This is a genomic window from Flavobacterium sp. CF108, from assembly GCF_900129795.1.
Taxonomy (GTDB): Bacteria; Bacteroidota; Bacteroidia; order Flavobacteriales; family Flavobacteriaceae; genus Flavobacterium.
On record NZ_FQWW01000001.1, the window covers coordinates 710,304 to 728,671 of the forward strand.

General features: G+C 33.3%; 11 protein-coding genes. All 11 read right to left on the reverse strand.

The genetic code is table 11. From position 1 onward, the window contains the following. Positions 1 to 59 precede the first annotated feature (59 nt). The 11 genes from bglX to corA all read right to left on the reverse strand — a co-directional run bounded on the left by bglX (position 60) and on the right by corA (position 18,362). Positions 60 to 2,360, reverse strand: a complete 2,301-nt coding sequence (gene bglX / locus BUE10_RS03170) for a beta-glucosidase BglX (protein ID WP_073482266.1) — start codon at positions 2,358 to 2,360, stop codon at positions 60 to 62. A 10-nt stretch (positions 2,361 to 2,370) separates the two neighbouring features. Continuing rightward, entirely contained in the window at positions 2,371 to 3,084 is a 714-nt protein-coding gene (locus BUE10_RS03175; protein ID WP_073482268.1) for a carboxylesterase family protein, read from the reverse strand. A 13-nt stretch (positions 3,085 to 3,097) separates the two neighbouring features. Then, positions 3,098 to 4,483, reverse strand: coding sequence for a glucoamylase family protein (locus BUE10_RS03180; protein ID WP_073482270.1), 1,386 nt, complete (start codon positions 4,481 to 4,483; stop codon positions 3,098 to 3,100). Positions 4,484 to 4,552: 69 nt separating this feature from the next. Beyond that, positions 4,553 to 5,452 (reverse strand): LamG domain-containing protein, encoded by a 900-nt coding sequence (locus tag BUE10_RS03185; RefSeq protein ID WP_073482272.1) that lies wholly within the window; start codon positions 5,450 to 5,452, stop codon positions 4,553 to 4,555. 18 nt (positions 5,453 to 5,470) lie between these two features. Continuing rightward, the gene (locus tag BUE10_RS03190) at positions 5,471 to 6,925 is read right to left on the reverse strand and encodes a RagB/SusD family nutrient uptake outer membrane protein (RefSeq protein ID WP_073482274.1); all 1,455 of its coding nucleotides are present in this window, start codon (positions 6,923 to 6,925) and stop codon (positions 5,471 to 5,473) included. 4 nt (positions 6,926 to 6,929) lie between these two features. Next, positions 6,930 to 9,953 carry a SusC/RagA family TonB-linked outer membrane protein gene (locus BUE10_RS03195; protein ID WP_073482276.1) on the reverse strand — a complete coding sequence of 1,008 codons (3,024 nt, stop codon included), beginning with the start codon at positions 9,951 to 9,953 and terminating at the stop codon, positions 6,930 to 6,932. A 244-nt stretch (positions 9,954 to 10,197) separates the two neighbouring features. Next, positions 10,198 to 12,942, reverse strand: a complete 2,745-nt coding sequence (locus BUE10_RS03200) for a helix-turn-helix and ligand-binding sensor domain-containing protein (protein WP_073483029.1) — start codon at positions 12,940 to 12,942, stop codon at positions 10,198 to 10,200. A gap of 102 nt (positions 12,943 to 13,044) precedes the next feature. Next, the gene (locus BUE10_RS03205; RefSeq protein ID WP_073482278.1) at positions 13,045 to 13,701 is read right to left on the reverse strand and encodes a hypothetical protein; all 657 of its coding nucleotides are present in this window, start codon (positions 13,699 to 13,701) and stop codon (positions 13,045 to 13,047) included. An 8-nt stretch (positions 13,702 to 13,709) separates the two neighbouring features. Continuing rightward, positions 13,710 to 14,894: an acetate/propionate family kinase gene (locus BUE10_RS03210; RefSeq protein ID WP_073482280.1), complete on the reverse strand. Its 1,185-nt coding sequence runs from the start codon at positions 14,892 to 14,894 to the stop codon at positions 13,710 to 13,712. Between the two features lie 233 nt (positions 14,895 to 15,127). Further along, positions 15,128 to 17,221, reverse strand: a complete 2,094-nt coding sequence (gene pta / locus BUE10_RS03215; protein ID WP_073482282.1) for a phosphate acetyltransferase — start codon at positions 17,219 to 17,221, stop codon at positions 15,128 to 15,130. Positions 17,222 to 17,288: 67 nt separating this feature from the next. Next, positions 17,289 to 18,362 (reverse strand): magnesium/cobalt transporter CorA, encoded by a 1,074-nt coding sequence (gene corA, locus BUE10_RS03220; protein ID WP_073482284.1) that lies wholly within the window; start codon positions 18,360 to 18,362, stop codon positions 17,289 to 17,291. Positions 18,363 to 18,368 lie beyond the last annotated feature (6 nt).

Below are 18,368 nucleotides of genomic sequence, written 5' to 3' on the forward strand. Positions count from 1 at the left end.
CTTTTATAAAAAAGCCCTCCGTCAACCAAACGAAGGGCCCTTACTAATCAATAAACCAACTATTTAGTTAACTCAAAACTAACTTTCTTGTCGGCAGTTGAATTTCCTCCAACGAAAATATCAAACTGTCCAGGTTCTGCTGCGAATTGCAAATCAGAATTATAAAATTTTAAATCTTCAACAGTAATATCAAAACTTACTGTTTGTTTTTCACCTTTTTTAAGTGCTATTTTTTGGAAACCTTTCAATTCTCTAACTGGTCTTGTTACTGAACCAACTAAATCTCTAATGTATAATTGAACTGTTTCTTTTCCGTCAAAATTTCCTGTATTGGCTACATCAACCGTTACTTTTAATTTTCCGTTGAAATTCATTTTATCAGAAGAAATTTTAAGGTTTGAGTAATCAAAAGTGGTATAGCTTAAACCAAATCCGAATGGGAATAAAGGCTCGTTTCTTTCGTCAATATAGTTTGATCTGAATTTTTCGAATTTTCCTTCTGTATTAGAAAGTGGTCTTCCTGTATTTTTGTGTGCGTAGTAAATTGGTAACTGCCCTACACTTCTTGGGAAAGTTGTTGTCAATTTTCCAGATGGGTTTACATCTCCAAATAAAACGTCAGCAATTGCGTAACCCGCTTCTGTACCAGCAAACCAAGCATTTAAAATTGCAGGAACTGTTTTTTCTTCGTCAGTAATCACTAACGGACGTCCGTCGAACAATACTACAACTACTGGTTTTCCTGTTTTTAATAATGCATTTAATAAATCTTTTTGTGCTTGTGGTATTTCTAAATTCGTACGGCTGCTTGATTCTCCGCTCATTTCTGCAGATTCTCCAATTGCAGCAATAATTACATCAGATTGCTGAGCAACTTTTAAAGCTTCTGCCAATAATTCTTCTTTTGAACGTGCATCACGATGTAATGTTTTTCCAAACATTGTCGCTTTAGTTTCAAATTCTTCGTCGTAATCTAAATTACTTCCTTTTGCATATAAAACTTTTGTAGATGGTCCTGCAACTTCTTTAATTCCTGCTAATAATGAAACAGCATTTTCCATTCTTGTAGCCACACTCCATGTTCCCGGCATGTTTTCTTTAGCATCTGCCAAAGGTCCGATTAAACCAATAGTTCCTGATTTTTTTAGAGGCAATAATTGATTTTGATTTTTTAATAATACCAATGATTGTGCAGCGATTTGACGTGCTTCTTTTCTACTGTCTGTTGTAAAGATTTCCGTTTTAGCTCTTTTTTCATCACAATATTTATATGGATCCTGGAATAATCCTAAGTCATATTTTGCTTCTAAAATAAGTTTAACGGCATTGTCAATTGTTTCGATTGAAACTCTTTTCTCGTCTAATGATTTTTTCAAAGTTCCTAAGAAACCTTCTCCAACCATATCCATTTCTACACCAGCGTTTAATGCTAAAGCAGAAACATCTTGAAGGTTCCCCATTCCGTGCTCGATCATTTCAGGAATTCCTGTAAAATCTGTTACCACAAAACCTTTAAAACCCCATTGTTTTCTTAAAACATCAGTCATTAACCATTTGTTTCCAGTTGCAGGAATTCCGTCAATTTCATTGAAAGATGCCATAACTGAGCCTACACCAGCATCAACAGCTGCTTTGTAAGGTGGGAAATAGTCATTAAACATTCTGATATGACTCATATCGACTGTATTGTAATCACGCCCACCTTCTGGCGCTCCGTACAATGCAAAGTGTTTTACACATGCTAAAATTGAATTGTTTTTTGAAAGATCATGCTGTTGGTATCCGTTTACCATTGCTTTTGCAATCTGGCTTCCTAAGTACGGATCTTCTCCTGAACCTTCAGAAACTCTTCCCCAACGCGGGTCACGAGAGATATCTACCATTGGTGAAAATGTCCAGTTGATTCCGTCTGCACTTGCTTCTTTTGCAGCAATCTGCGCGCTTCTTTCAATCAAAGCCATATCCCAAGTACAAGATAATCCTAACGGAATTGGGAATGTTGTTTCGTAACCGTGAATAACGTCCATTCCAAAAAGTAATGGAATTTTTAAACGGCTTTGTTCGACAGCAATTTTTTGTACTTCTTTAATTTTTTGTACTGATTTTATATTGAACAAACCGCCCACTTTTCCTTCTGCAATATTTTTTGCAACATTTGAGCTGTTTGCCTGTCCTGTTGTAATATCACCAGATGTTGGTAAATTTAACTGTCCTAATTTCTCTTCTAATGTCATTTTTGACATTAATTCTGCTACAAACTCTGACTTAGGTTTAATTTTCATTGTACTTTTTGTGCTCTTTTTTTGAGCGTAACCCAAAACAGCACATCCTAAAAAAAGTAAGACTAATTTGTTTTTCATTCTATTTTATTTATTTGTTCGTATTCGATTTTTTCTGTTTCAACATCCAGTCATAAATTTCGGGATTGTCGTAAACTCGTGTCCAGCTGTCGTGTCCAGCATTATCAAAAATAGTTAACTGAACATCTTTTACATTACATTTTTTTAATTCTTTGTAAACGCTTATGGCATAATCTACTTTTACCACATCATCTAATAATCCGTGAAAAATTCTGGTTGGAATATTGGCTATTTCACAAGTTTTTTCTAACTGAATTAAATCTACAAAGCCAGCGACAGGTACGTTTGCGGCAAATAGATCCGGATGTGCAAAAGCCAAATTCCATGAAGCCCAGCCTCCTGAGCTTAAACCAGTAACATATATTCTTTCTGAATCAATTTTGTTTTCTTTCTGAATTTTTAAAATCAGTTCGTAAATTGATTCTGTATCCCAATTCTCCTCTTCTTTGCATTGCGGCGCTAAAACATAAGCGTCTAACTGATGCGTATTTAAATATTTAAAAGGTCCATGATTTTTTACTTTTTCAATGTCTGTCCCTTTTTCTCCATCTCCTGAAATAAAAACTATTAATGGTTTCTTATCTTTTGTATTAGCCGGTTTGTGTAATAGGTAGCCTAATTCATTATTCGTTACAATAACTGTTTTTATTTTTCCTGTGGTTTCACTTTGTGCAAAACCTAATGCAGAAATGAACAGAAGTAATAGACCTAGTTTGTATTTCATAATAGATTATCTCTTAAATACCGTATTTTCCTGATGTAAAGCCAAGTTTTTTTAGACCTTGTTTTGTGTCAGATGCATTCATAAATAATTTCCACAATAAACCAGTTCTGTAATTTTCAATCATTGGTGCTATTGTTCCTTGGTCAATCGCTAAATATCGAGCGGTTACCCAATTGTATTGTGGAGAAAAAGCATCGTAAGGTCCTGCAATTCCAACATATTTTGCTTTATTTTCATCATATAAATAATGCAGGAATTTCATAGATTTTATTGGCGTGTACGGAAATGATGATAACGCTGCTGTTGGCGAAATTACTCCATTATCGTTATTAGGCTGGTGCGCTGTATAACCTGTTGTCCCATCAGGATTTCTGGTATAACTTGCTGTTAATCCCCAGCATTTATCTGAATAATCTTTAAAACCTTTTGGATTAGCAATACTGTACTGAACCATGATTTTAGCGTGGTTTTGAGTCAATTGCCAATAATCTGCATATTTGTCTTTCAAGTTATTTGGATCTAAACCTAAATAAGAATAATGCGACCAGAACATTGGCCCAACATTTCCTGAAGCCCCATTGTAATTTAAAACTACCGGAATACCGTATTGAGATCTGCCATCTACTATAGCCCCATTTCTAGCCCAAGCTTTATGATAAGCTTCTGCAGAAATTGGATGCGTTGGTGAAGAAGCTGCCATTACGTAGGTAATTAAACATTCGTTATATCCTTCTAGTTTAAAGTTCATTTCCCAACCATAATTTGGTGACCAATGCCAGTATAATGCGTCTTGTCCTTGTGTGTACCAATCCCATTCTACACCTTTCCAAAGTTCATCAGCTTTTGCAGCTAATTCTTTTTCAGCTGTACTTCCGTTTTTAAAATACTCTCTGATCGTAATTAATGCCTGACAAACAAAAGAAGTTTCTACTAAATCTCCTCCGTTATCTTTTGTGCCAAATGGAATTACTTTTCCTGCTTTATTGTCCATCCAGTGCGGCCACGCTCCATGAAAACGATCTGCTTTTTCAAGGAAGGTTAAGGCTGTAGTAAGTCTAGAAACAGCTTCTGCTCTTGGCAAAAAACCTCTTTCTACACCTACAATAATGCTCATTAAACCAAAAGCTGAACCACCTGTAGTTACAATATTTGACTCAAAATTAGGATCTTCAGTAAGATATCTTTCTCTTGCAAGTTTTGAATTAGAATCTGCGTATTCCCAAAAATATTTTATTGCATCTTTCTGCACCTGATCCATAGCTTCAGTATCTGTTAAAGGCTTTGTTGGTGTAGTTGGAGTTGTTGGTAAAGGAGTTCCTCCTCCTGTTCCGTCAGGTCCCGACGATGAACATGAGTTGAAAAAACTAAAAAGGGAGACTATGTATATTGAAATTTTCATGTCTATAAATAATATATTACTAATTAAAATTACACCTGAAGGATAAACCTCCAGGTGTTTAAAAAATGCTTATCTTTTGTCTTTTTCTAATTTATAAAGAGCTACGACTTCATTGTCAGTAAGAGCTACATCATAAATTCTGAATTCGTCCATTAAACCTGTATAGTGAAGCATCCATCCATCAGCCGCGCCCCAAGGTGCACCTAAATGCTGCTGATAACCTCCAATAATAAATTTAGAAACTTCAGAGTTTGCTAATTCTCCGTAAGGACCTCCTCCCGTTGCAGGATCGCTTGCATATCTTTTTGCAATAGATGCAGGAATATTTAACTTTTGTCCATCGATGTAAATGCTGTAAGTAGAACTTGTTCCATTGTAAGTCCAAACTAAATGTTTCCATGCCCCAAACATATTGGCTAAAACATTTGTTCCTCCATGCTCAATAAATTGTCCTGCCCAAGGAATACTTGGTGTAACATCTTTTTGAATATGATTTTTCAAAAGCATTGTTGTTGCTGGTCCTGTTCCTTCAATAAGGGTAAAAATATTTCCCCAAAAATCTGTTTTTTTAGGAAGCATAAACAATGACTGTGCACCACCTGTGTGTGGATCTGTTTTAATCCACATCGAAACTGTTACATTTTTTAAATTTACTACTGAATTTGCAACCGTATTATAAGAAATAAAAGAACTTGGCGATCCTTTATAAGCTTCTCCTTTTATACCAGTTTCATAGGTTACATTTGTAGCTGATCCATCTGTTATGCTATTTTTTGAATCGGCAATATTACCATCAAAACTAAATTTAGATACTAAGTGAGCAGCTGCAACATCATCTGAATTCTCATATCCTCCAATTGACTCATACGGAATTGGACTGTTTACTTTATCAATACTATCCTCGCAGCCAGCAAACAATGCTGAAGCTAAAACAAAAGAAAGCATGAAAATAGATTTATTTTTTTTCATTTTTAATGTCTTTAAGAATTAATAACCAGGATTTTGAGCTGATAAACCATCTGCTTGTTTGATGAACGATGCCGGAATAGGAAATAATTCGTTTTTACCTTCAGTAAAAGTTTTTCCGTCTACTGCAAAAGCAGCTTTAGCCTGGCCTGTACGTACTAAATCAAAAAATCTGTCGTGCTCAAAAGCCATTTCTACTCTTCTTTCTCTCCAAATTGCTGTTCTAATATCTGCTTGAGATGAAAAAGTTGTATTAGCTAAACCCGCTCTATTTCTGATTTGATTCAATAATGGAATAGCGTCTGAAGTTTGCCCTAGTTCATTTAATGCTTCTGCTTTCATTAATAAAACCTCAGCATATCTTAGGTATTTAATATCAACATCTGTTTCCCAAGCACTAGTGTATAATGATGAGTAAGCTTTGTAGTTGTATCTTTCGTTTTCAACTGTTGTTGGAATAAGTCTTCCATCATATAAAGTTTGACCTCTAAAAATGATAGTTGCTGCTTTTCTAACATCACCAGCTTCGTAAGCATTTACTAAACTTTGAGATGGTGTATTAAAACCCCAGCCCCAGCCGCCAGTACCACGGGCACCTTGCGTATTAGAATAACCTTCAATTCCTTTAGCCGGAACAGCACCTTGAGCATAAATTTCAAAAATAGATTCAGAATCAAATTTTCCTGATGCTCTGTACATTGAAGCATAATCACTAACAATAGAATAACCTGTAACTTTATTAGCATTATCAATTACTTGCTGCCATTTCTTTTGGTATAAACTTACTTTTGCCAAAAGTGCATAAGCTGCACCTTTTGAAGCTCTTGATTTATCGTTAGCTCCGTAAGCTCCTTTTTCAGGTAATGCAGCAATAGCGTCATTTAAATCTGCTTCAATAAAAGCATAAACTTCAGCAGGTGTTTTACGTGTCAACTGCATAATTCTATCTGAATCTGAGCCCGGAACTGGTAAGTGATCTACAATAGGTACTCCACCATAACATTTTACCAAAGTAAAATACATAAAAGCTCTTAAAAACTTAGCTTCACCAGCTAATCTGTTTCTTAAGGCAGCATTTACTTTATCTAATTTTGGAAGTATATTTAAGGCCTGATTACATCTGTTGATTCCATCATAATTAGCAATAAAAGTACTTTCGGCAGAAGGATTAGAAGCGTTATAACTCAACGCATCTAATACGTCTTTATCTGTTCCTGTATCTCCTGCAGAAGATCCTTTGTCAGCATCATCAGATGTAATACTTGATAACCCGATCCAGCCGAAAGAAGTCATATCCCAATTTAAAAACTTGTTGTAAATTGCTGTAACGAACTGAGCTGCACCTGCATCGTTATTAAATAACTCTACATCGCTTGTAGAAATAGATTCTGTTTGATCTACATCTAAATAATCGTCTGCACATGCCGTAAAAAAGAACGCCGATAATACAAACGTTGCTATATATATCTTTTTCATAATATTAAAATTTTAAATTAGCACCAAGTACAAATGATCTTAAAGTTGGGTAAGCATCAAGCTCAACCCCCTGAGTTCCATAAGGGTTTCCATCTCCGTTTAACTCCGGAGAAAATCCTGAGAATTTTTGTGTAATAAATGGATTAATTGCATTTACATAAATTCTGCATGCACTTATGAAACTACCTTCTTGCAATGGTAATTTGTACCCTAGTGTAATGTTGTTGATTCTAAAAAAGTCACCTGACTCTAAGTAATAAGTAGAAGCTACCGGTACCTGATTAAAAGGTGCAGGGTTTGAAGCTGTCATATTATTTGGTGTCCAGAAATCAGTAGCGATTGAGTTTTCGATATTTTCCCCATAAAAACGCTGTGCTTTTTTCCCGTTGTATACTTTTGCACCAGCAGTACCATAACCATCAACAGAAAAATCAAAGTTTTTGTAATTGAATCCTAAAGAAACTCCGTAATTAGATTTTGGTAAACTTGAACCAACATATTTTTTATCAGCTGTAGCACTCAAAGCATCCTGAGTTACTTTATCTCCCGCAGCGTTGTAGTATAACATTGTTCCGGTTGCAGGATCAAAACCAGCGTACTCATAAATATAAAAACTTCCTAATGGCTGACCTATAGTAGTATTGTCAAGTAATTTTGTATCCTGACCATTTCCTAATCCACCGCCAATAACTGGAGATAAAATAACATTTTTTAAACCTGTAAGTTCATTTTTATTATTAGAGAAGTTACCACCAACATAATAACTAAAATTTTCACCTATTTTATCATCCCAACGTAAAGAGATTTCATAACCTTTGTTAGAAACTTCTCCAACGTGTGCCGGAGATGCAGTAGTAATTCCAGATGTAATATAAGGTTTTGTATTCAAAATTACATTGTCTGTATTTTTGTCATACACGTCAAAAGTTCCTTTTAATCTGCTGTCTAAAAACTCAAAATCTAAACCTGCAGAAGTTTCTTCAGTAATTTCCCAAGATAAACTCGGATCAATTTGAGAGTTAATTGTCGTTCCTTCATTTAAAATAGAACCTCCCAAATATGCGTTCAAACCTGAAGTATATCCTTGGTTGTTAAGCGGTACATTTTGATTTCCTAATTTACCCCAGCTTCCTCTTAGTTTTAACAAGTTAAGCCCTTTAACATCAGCCATAAAGCTTTCTTTGGTAATAATCCATCCTGCACCAAAGGCCGGGAAAGTTCCCCAACGATAATCTTTAGCAAAATTTGAAGATCCATCACGTCTAACTGTTCCTGTTAGTAAGTATCTGTCTAATAATTTATATTGAAAACGACCTAGATAAGATGCTAATTTAGTTTCATTTAAAACTTCATCTTTATAACTTGTTATAGTTGAAGCATAATCTACCGGATCTTTTAATGACCAATAATTTGAATCTGCATTTACATTTTTTCTTTTAATGGTCAATTTCTCTCTTGAGCCTTTAACATAGGTTTCAATACCAGCTGTTACTTCGATATCATGAATTTCATTAAATACTTTATTGTATGTCAAATAATTAGACAAGCTCCAGTTATAGTATTCATCTCTTCCTTTTGTTAATAAATTGATATTAGCAGTTGGGAATTCTTTTTCATAATCACTTGAAACTTTGTTAGGATTTGCTGCTAACCAAATGTTTTTTGTGTCTTCAAAATTATAGTTCTTCCAAGTGTAATATTCACCATTAAATTGTGAAGTAAATTTTAAAGATTTTAAAATTTCATAATCTAATTTTAAACCTCCTTGTAAAGTAATGCTTCGTTGCTGCTCATCAAAGAAATCTAATTGAGCAACTGGATTTCCAACATTATTAATTGAGTTTCCGGTTTCACTTGCAAAACCATCATCTCCAACACGAGCAACTCCATATTTACCATCTGCAAAATATACAGGAACTACTGGAGATTGTTTGTAAGCATTTGTAAATGCTGATAATGGTTGTGGAGCTGATTTAGTCGATGTTAAACTAAAGTTTTGAGTTAAGGTCAGTTTCTTAGAAATTTTGTATTCATTGTTATTTCTAAAAGTAGTACGACCATAATCTAAGCCATTTAAGATTGCTTTTTCTTCATAATTTCCTAAACTGAAAAAGTACTTAATGTTTTCTGTAGCCCCTGAAACAGATATGTTATTTTGAGTATAACTTCCTGTTCTTGTAATCTCGTCAAACCAATCTGTATTAACAGGCTGATCTTGAGAATAGGTAGTTGATTGCAACGCTGAATTAGTATAGTGCGCGTATTTATTACTACCCGCCATTTTTACTTTTTTAAGTGGAGTTCTTACACCCCCAAAACTTTCAATTTCAACAGAAACTTTATCACCTTTACCTTTTTTAGTAGTAATAATGATAACTCCATTTGCTGCTCTTGTACCATAAATAGCTAGTGCAGAAGCATCTTTTAAAATATCATACGAAGTGATATCATTTGTATTAATATTGTTGATGTTTTCTGTTGCCATTCCATCTACAATATACAAAGGTGTCCTTCCTCCTAAAGCTGTACCCAAACCTCTAATTACTACAGAAGGAGTGCTTCCTGGTACATCAGAAGAAGTTACTTGTACACCTGCCGCTTTCCCTTGAATAGCTTGAGATGCATTTAGAACTTTTGTTTTTGCTACCTCTTCCCCTTTTAATGAAGAAATTGCAGTTGTGTTATCAATCTTTTTTCTCGTACCATAACCAATTACAACAACTTCTTTTAAGGCAGTATCACTTGATTCCTTTAAAGTAATTGTCATTGGTGCGGCCGTTGCCGGTACAGAAACTGGATCAAAACCTAACATAGAGATTTTTAAAATGTCCCCAGGTTTTGCATTGATTGTAAAGTTTCCGTCGAAATCTGCATCAGCAGTTGCTCTGGCATCAGATGAAGCAATAACTGCTCCGGGAATTCCCATTCCGCTGCTGTCAACTACTTTTCCTTTAATTGCTTGTACCTGCCCAGACATATACGCTGGCAGTAATAAGAGCGCTAAAAAGCTAAAAATAAAATTTTTCATACAGTTTGTAATCGTTTAAGTTAGTAGAGCCAAATTAAGCAATTACAACGTTGTAGTACATCAAATACCACTACAGCATAGCTACATCATTATGTTAAAATATAAGTGTATACTAATGATTATCAACATCATAAATGTTAAATTAATTTCTTTAACATAACCTTATGATGTAGTAATGATGTATTGGAATTATGTAAATTTTGATGTAGAAAAATATAAATTCTGTAAAAAACAAACTCTAATCTTACAGACTTAATAAAAACTTTGACAGGTTTTCGTCCTGAGTCAGATTTAATTTCTTTCTGAGACGATATCTGTGCAGTTCTACACCTCTAAAAGAGATGTTCATCATAGGAGCAATTTCCTTAGAAGAAAGGTTCATTTTAAGATAAACACATAGTTTTATATCCTTTGGAGTTAAGTGTGGATATTTTTTAGAAAGGTTTATAATAAACTCGTTATGGATTTGATTTAAATTGGTCTCAAATATTTCCCATTCGTGTTTATTTACTTCATTTATCTTGATTGCTTTTTTAATTTCACTTTTAAGTTTATTGAAATCTTTTTCAGAATCTAAAATGCTTTGAATATTTTCAATCATTTCACTTTGCTTCGCAATTGATAAAGATTTTCCAGCTACTTCAGAAGATTTTGTCTGCAGTTCCAGTTCTAAAATATGTTTTTCGTATTCCTGAATATTTAATTCGTTTTCCTTTTTTAATTCCATTTCCAGAATTTCACGCTGGTGCTTTAATTCTTCGGCCTGTAATTTTAATTTTTGAGTATAACGAAGTTTATTCCATTTATAATAGAAAAACAATACTGCCCCTATTAATAACAGATAAAGGAGAATCATCCAAAAAGAGAAATACCACGGCTGTGCAACTTTAAAATCAAAACTGGAGACTTTATCATAATTGGCTCCGTCATGTTTAAAAATTACAATGGAATGCGAACCGCTGCTTAAATTATTTAAAACTATAGCTCCATTTGAAATTGGGATATAATTTTTGCCTTTATTAATCTGATAAAATAAATTTGGTTTGCTTGCACCGTAAATTCCGGAAATAACATTTATTCGGAGTTCTGTATTATGTTTTATTTTCCCATCGTTTTCCAGCAGTTCATTATCATTGTAAGCTTCAACTTTAACACCTTTGTTTTGTTCATTTTGATATCCTAACTGAAGCGAAATAAAACCATCATCAAGATTTAGTAAATAATGATTCTGGCTTCTGAAAATTCTCAGGTTTTCGTTAATGAGTTTTCCTTTATAATATTTCTCCTGAATAATATTCCAGATAAATTTATTGCCGTGTGAATAGATATGATATAAAATTCCATCCTGAAGCACCATAAAGTGATCTTTATCGATTGCTACAACATCAGAAATATTTTTGAAATTGGTATTGAATAATTCATTTTCTTCTAATTTATTGGAAATAGAATTAAACGTATACCAAACGTTATTAATTAGAAAAAGTATTTCGTTTCTAAATTCAAAAATCTTGACACCAAAATCATTTTTGATTTTACTTTGCTGTGTGATATTTTCAACCTTTATAGTTTTGAAATTATCATCCAGAAAAACCCTGTATAATCCGCGATAATTATCAGCTGCCCAAATTTCATTTTTTTTATTTTGGGCTACATATTTAATGGGTTTCGAAAGATCATTTATTCTTATATTCTGCGATAGTTTTGACGCATCATCATAAACTAAAACTCCGCTGTAAGTAGACTGAAAATAAGTATCATTAATAGTACTTTTTGATAAATTCCATCCTCCACTCACATTATTAATTTTTGCTAAAGCTCCATTTTCATAGCAAAAAGTTCCGTCGTTATGACCTATAATATATTTACTGCCAATTTTAGTAATATTCCAACCCTGCCCTTGTGTATTTGGCAGCATTTTAAAATTTCCCGAATCAAATTCAAAAATTCCGTGATTTGATGCAATTAGATACCCTTTATCAATAGTTGCCACAGAATATACCGATCCCAGAATTCCAGAATTATCGTAGAAGAATGAAATAGGAGAATTAACCTCAACATGAGCGAGTCCGTTGTCAAGCCCGAGCCACAAATCTTCTTCTTTATCAAAACCAATGCTTAAAACCGAATTGTTCATTAGAACATTATTTCGGTCGATATTTTTAAAAGTATTGTTGCTGAAATCGTAAATAAAAACCCCTTTATTTCCTGTGCCGATAACTAGTTTATTGTTTTTAATAAACTTGGCTACATTAATCCCGTTTGATTTTAAAGTTTCATTTAATGGATTATTCCAAGGTTTTAAGCCTCCATTTTCAGCTATAAAAACTCCTTTTTTTTGTGTAAAAACATAGGTTTTGTTTTTGTCTTTTTCTATCGCATGAACAACCGTATTTTTTAAAACATCCCAGCCTTTCGGATTCGCAATTTTGGAACCTCGCATTTTAAAAAGGCCTTTATCTACCGAAGCAACATACAAATCTTTATCAACAACAAAACAGTAAGAAATTAAAAATGGGAATTTAATTTTTTTAATAAGTTTTCCATCATAAATAAAAACATCATTAAAAGATTGAAAATATAACGAACCATTAAACCTGAAAATTTTCCAGATTTCTTCATTGTCTTTTTCAGCAAATAAGCGAAGATTTTTGGTAATAGAAACGTAACGCATTTTACCATTTTCTCTGTGCCAATAGCCAAATTCTTTGTATGAACCGGAATAAATTCGGTCTCCTTCGATTAAAATAGAACGAATAATAGTTTTGTTTGGCAGCGCGTATTTTTCCCATATAACGCCGTCATAACGCAATAAATAATGGTTATTGGCAAAATACATGGCTTTATCTTTACCCTGAGCAACATTCCAAATTTGGTTATCGCCCTGATAGTCTGATTTATTATAATTTTCTACGAAAGGAAGTAGTTCTTGTGCTTGAATTTGAAAAGCAGCGAAAAACAAGAAAATTGATTTTAAAAGTATCGATTTCAAGATATTCGGTTTTATATTCAAAGATACTGACAAATATTCATTTTTTAAATGCAAAAAAAAAGCTTCTGGATTGAGAAGCTTTTTTTTGTATTTTCGATAAAATTATTTTTTCAACCTGAATAACACCGATTTAGGGGAGTAATTAATAATAAATCCTTTTTCTAAAGATTTTTTCACTTGTTCTAAATATTCTTCATTGAGAGTTTTTCTATCTTTAAATTCCATCAATTCAGTTTCAGTTTTTAATTCAGTTTCATTTCTAATTTCAAACATATCCCATTCAGAATAATCTTTCGGATTAATTAAACAAGAAACTGTCTGTGGTCGAATACTATTTACAAACTCATCAAAATTACAAATCCCATTTTCTAATTTATAATTCAACCAGTCTTTATCTGCAATATCAGAAACATGAAAAACATGCACTGTATTTTTTATCTTATTTAATAGTACAATTTCCGTAAAATTGTATAAATGACCTACTTGAAGAAAATGATCTGAAATTTCAGATCTAAACTCTTTTTCAAAAACATCTAATTCTTCTGATGAGTTTAAGAAACTAAATGGCTTTTCAAATTCATCATCGTCACCATCGATAATTAAATTTGCTGGGATAGAAAGTAGATTATCTCCAAAAATTTTATATGTATAAATTTCTCTAAAATTTTCAGGAAACAACAAACGGATTTTTATGTCTAATTGAGAATATTCAGAATAATCTTCCAGTTGTTTTTCAAGCTCAAATAGTTTATTCTCCATCTTAAATCTTAATTATTTAGCAACTGAAAAACCTGATTTGCAATTTCATATTCTTCATCAGTTGGCACAACCAGAACTTTAGTTTTTGAATCTACTGTACTAATTTCTCTTATTTCTTTTGAACGAATTTGATTTTTTTCCTGATCAATTTCAATTCCAAAATAATCCATATCGGTACAAATCAATTTACGCATATACGAAGAGTTTTCTCCAATTCCTGCCGTAAAAATGATCGCGTCTAATCCGTTCAAAGCTGCTGTATATGAACCTATAGTTTTCCTGATTCTGTAGGCATTCATTAATAATGCTAATTGACAATCTTTATTTCCTTCTTCAGCTTTAGATTCTATATCACGAAGGTCGCTATAACCTGTTAGTCCAAGCATTCCGCTTTGTTTCAGCAAAATAGAATTTACTTCATCTGGTGTATATCCTAAATTTTTAACCATATAAAAAATAACCGATTGATCTATGTCACCCGCGCGAGTTCCCATAACCAATCCATTTGCCGGTGAAAATCCCATTGTTGTATCGATACTTTTTCCGTCTTTTACTGCGGTCATACTGCAGCCGTTTCCTAAATGGATTGTAATTATTCTTGAACCTTTTTCTAAATAACCAATGGCTTTATCTGAAACATATTTATGGCTTGTTCCATGAAAACCATATACACGAACTTTATGTTCTGTTAAAAGGAAATTTGGAATGGCATATTTGTAAGCTTCAACAGGAATTGTCTGATGAAAAGCGGTATCAAAAACTGCAACTTGTTTTGCTCCTGAAAAAATTTCTTCAGCTACATTTATCCCTACTAAATGAGCAGGATTATGAAGTGGAGCCAGTTCTGAAAGTTCTTTTATTTTTTCTTTAACTTCTTCGGTAATTATGGTTGTATTGGAGAAATAACTTCCCCCATGCACCACTCTGTGTCCAACTGCCGTAATTTCTGAAGTTGTTTTTATGACTCCTTTTTCAGCATCTAAAAGCATATCTGCTACCTTTTGCAAACCAATTTTATGGGTTTGAATAGGCAAGATTTCTTCATAAGAATTTGAAGCCGTTTTAAACGTAATATTTGATGTTTCTAAACCAATTCTATCGATCATTCCGGTACAAATTACTTCGTTTTCCGGCATAACCATTAATTGGTATTTTATTGATGAACTTCCTGAGTTTATAATTAGTATTTTCATTTTTTATGTTTTTGCCACAAAGGCGCTAAGTCACTAATTTATTTTAATCTCGAAGACATTTTTTTGTCGAGATTGGTTCGCAGATGATGTTGATTTACTTCGTAAAGACACTGATTAAAAACGGATTTTTATTTTACCAAAAATAAAATCCGTGTAAATCTGCGTTTTCACGCTAGCAAATCAGTCTCATCTGCGTTCTATTTTTTAATTTTTAATTCCAAATTTTTAATTGACTATAATCCCTGCGCCTGAATTGCTGTAATTACAACGGTATTGATAATATCATCAACTGTACAACCGCGGCTTAAATCGTTTACAGGTTTGTTTAAACCTTGTAACATCGGGCCAATTGCCAAAGCGCCTGTTTCTCTTTGTACGGCTTTATAGGTGTTATTTCCGGTATTTAAATCAGGGAAAATAAGTACGCTTGCCTGCCCTGCAACTTCAGAATCGGGCATTTTGCTTTTTCCAACTTCACGGTCAACAGCAGCATCGTACTGAATTGGTCCTTCAATTTTTAAGTCAGGACGTTTTTGTTTTACAATTTCGGTTGCGGTTCTCACCTTATCAACTTCATCTCCTTTTCCAGAAGCTCCAGAAGAATAAGAAAGCATCGCAATTTTTGGTTCAATTCCGAAAGCTGAACTGGATTCTGCTGATGAAATGGCGATTTCTGCCAATTGTTCTGCTGTTGGGTTTGGATTAATAGCACAATCTCCAAAAACAGAAACCCTGTCTTCTAAACACATAAAAAATACAGATGAAACTACAGATGAATTTGGTTTTGTTTTGATGAATTGAAGCGCTGGCAAAATAGTATGCTGCGTTGTATGTGCCGCGCCCGAAACCATTCCGTCTGCGTGGCCTTTATACACCATCATCGTTCCGAAATACGAAACATCTTCCATTAAATCCCTTGCCATTGTAATGCTTACGTTTTTAGCTTTTCTAAGTTCGTAATAGGTATTGGCATAATCTTCGTAAAGTTCAGATTCTGTTGGATTGATAATTTTTACTTTCGAAAAATCAAGTGAAATTCCCAGTTCAGTAACCTTACTTTCAATTTGTTTTTTATCTCCAATAATCGAAATATCAACGACATCCATCGCTAAAAGCCTTGAAGCTGCGATAATAATTCTATCATCATTTCCTTCTGGCAGAACGATGTGTTTGCGATGCTGTCTGGCTCTTTTAACCATGTTGTATTGAAACATTTTTGGCGTCATGCCTTCTGCTTCAAAAGTGATTAATCTTTCCGATAAAGCGTCGTTATCAACGTATTTTTCAAATGTAGTTATTGAGGTTTCAATCTTGTGCGTATTGTTAGCGTAGATTTCAGATTTAATAGATCCAATTTTGTTTGTAATATGATACGTTCCGCCATCAACAGCAATAATTGGAACAATGGCAGAAAGTCCTTCAATGAGTTTTAAAATACTTTCCTCAGGGACTATATTTCCTGTTAGAATGATTCCTGAAATGGTTGGATAATTTGCAGATTCATTTGCCTGTAAAGCTCCTAAAATAATGTCAGATCGATCTCCTGGTGTAATTACAAGCGCATTATTGTGCAGGTGAACCAAATAGTTGTGCAATTGCATGGCTCCCACGCTAAAATGTCCAATTTCATTATTAAGATAATTTTCTCCAAATAAAACTTTTGCATTAAGTTCGTTTACAATTTCCTGCATTGTAGGATTGTTTAAACTTGAAACCAGCGGAATTGTATTTACCAAAACATTTGGAGGAAGACTTTTTTGAAGGCTTTTAGTAACTAATTCAATATTTTCGGGTTGTACTTTATTGGCAAAAACAGATAAAACTTCAACCTCTTTTACTTTGAAAGAATCGTAAACTAAATACAAACTGTCAACGAGTTCTTCTAATGTTTTACCAATTCCTGAACCAATAATTATAGTTGGAATTCCGAGGTTTTTTGCAATTAAAACATTCAAATCTAATTCGATAGAAGTCCCTTCGCCCGTAAAACTCGTTCCTTCAACTAAAACAAAATCAAATCGTTCTTCTAGTTTTTTATATTTCTCGATAATTAAATCCAGAACCTCCCCTATTTTTCCTTTGTTTTTCTTTTTAATCAGTTTGCTTTTTGTAATGGCATAGGCATCTTCAAAATGAATATCAAGGTTAAAATAAGACAAAACTGTTTCAATATGATTATCTACTTCACCATCAACAAAATCTTCGATTATAGGCCTAAAATAACCCACTTTAGCCGTTTTACCAATCAAAATACTCATTAAGCCGAGTGTAATTATCGACTTTCCGCTGTTTTGGTCGCTGGTGGCTATATATATCGCTTTACTCATAATTATTTATATTATTCTAAATACTAAAATCTACACAAAATCAAATTTTTCTTAGCCGAAATAAATGTTAAAACCAGCGTCTTTTCTTGAAATAAATGATTAATCCCAACACTAACAAAAACATGATGCCCATTACTACAAAATAGCCATTTTCTGTTTTGAGTTCCGGCATGTTTTCGAAGTTCATTCCGTAAACTCCAACTATAAAAGTCAGCGGAATAAATATCGCCGAAATAATAGTCAAAGTTTTCATGATTTCATTCATTTTTCGGCTTTGTTCCGAAAAATAAAAATTAGAGGCACTTTCGAGTGAACTCATATCTGATTCTATTTGTTCTAAAAGTTCTAAACTTTTTTGATGAAGTCTGATAAAGAAATTAAACGTGTCTTTCTGAATCAGGCCGTTATTTTCATCGTCATCTTTAATCGTTTTTAGATAATACAAAGAATCCCGAAGCGGAACTATGGAACGTTTTAAAAAATTAAAATTATCCCTGTGATTCTCAATTTTTTCTAAAATAACAGGATCAGCGCCTTTTTTGGTTAAATTGATTAATTCTTCGATCTTATCTTCTTCATCTTCAATTGTAATGTAGAAGTTTTCCATTACAGCATCTAAAAGTAAATACAAAAGATAATCTACTTTTTTTGTTCTCACAATTCCTGCATGTGTGCGAAGCCGCTCGCGAATGTGGGTAAAGAAATCGCTTCGTTTTTCCTGAAACGAAATTAAAATCCCATCTTTTAAAATAAAACTAATTTGTTCTACGCTAATATTATCTGAATATTCAGAAGGCAAAAGTGATTTTATATTGAAGAATAAAACATTTTGCTGTTCTTCTAACTTGGTTCTTTTGGCGGTGTTTAAAATATCGGCAAGTAAAAAATCATCTAATTTAAAATGCGCACCAATCGTTTTAAGCAAATTGATGTCATTTAGACCATGAACATTAAGCCAGTTATTTTTAGAATAATCAAAACAAGAATTTAAAGCTAAGACTGTAAATTTATCATACTCAACAACATCGGCATCATCATATACAAAAAGCTGCATTTCGGCTTCCTGTTCTTTATGCGAGCCAGTATATTCTAAAGTTATGTGTTGGAGCTTTCGTCCCTTTTTGTATTTAATCTTTCTCATTCAAAA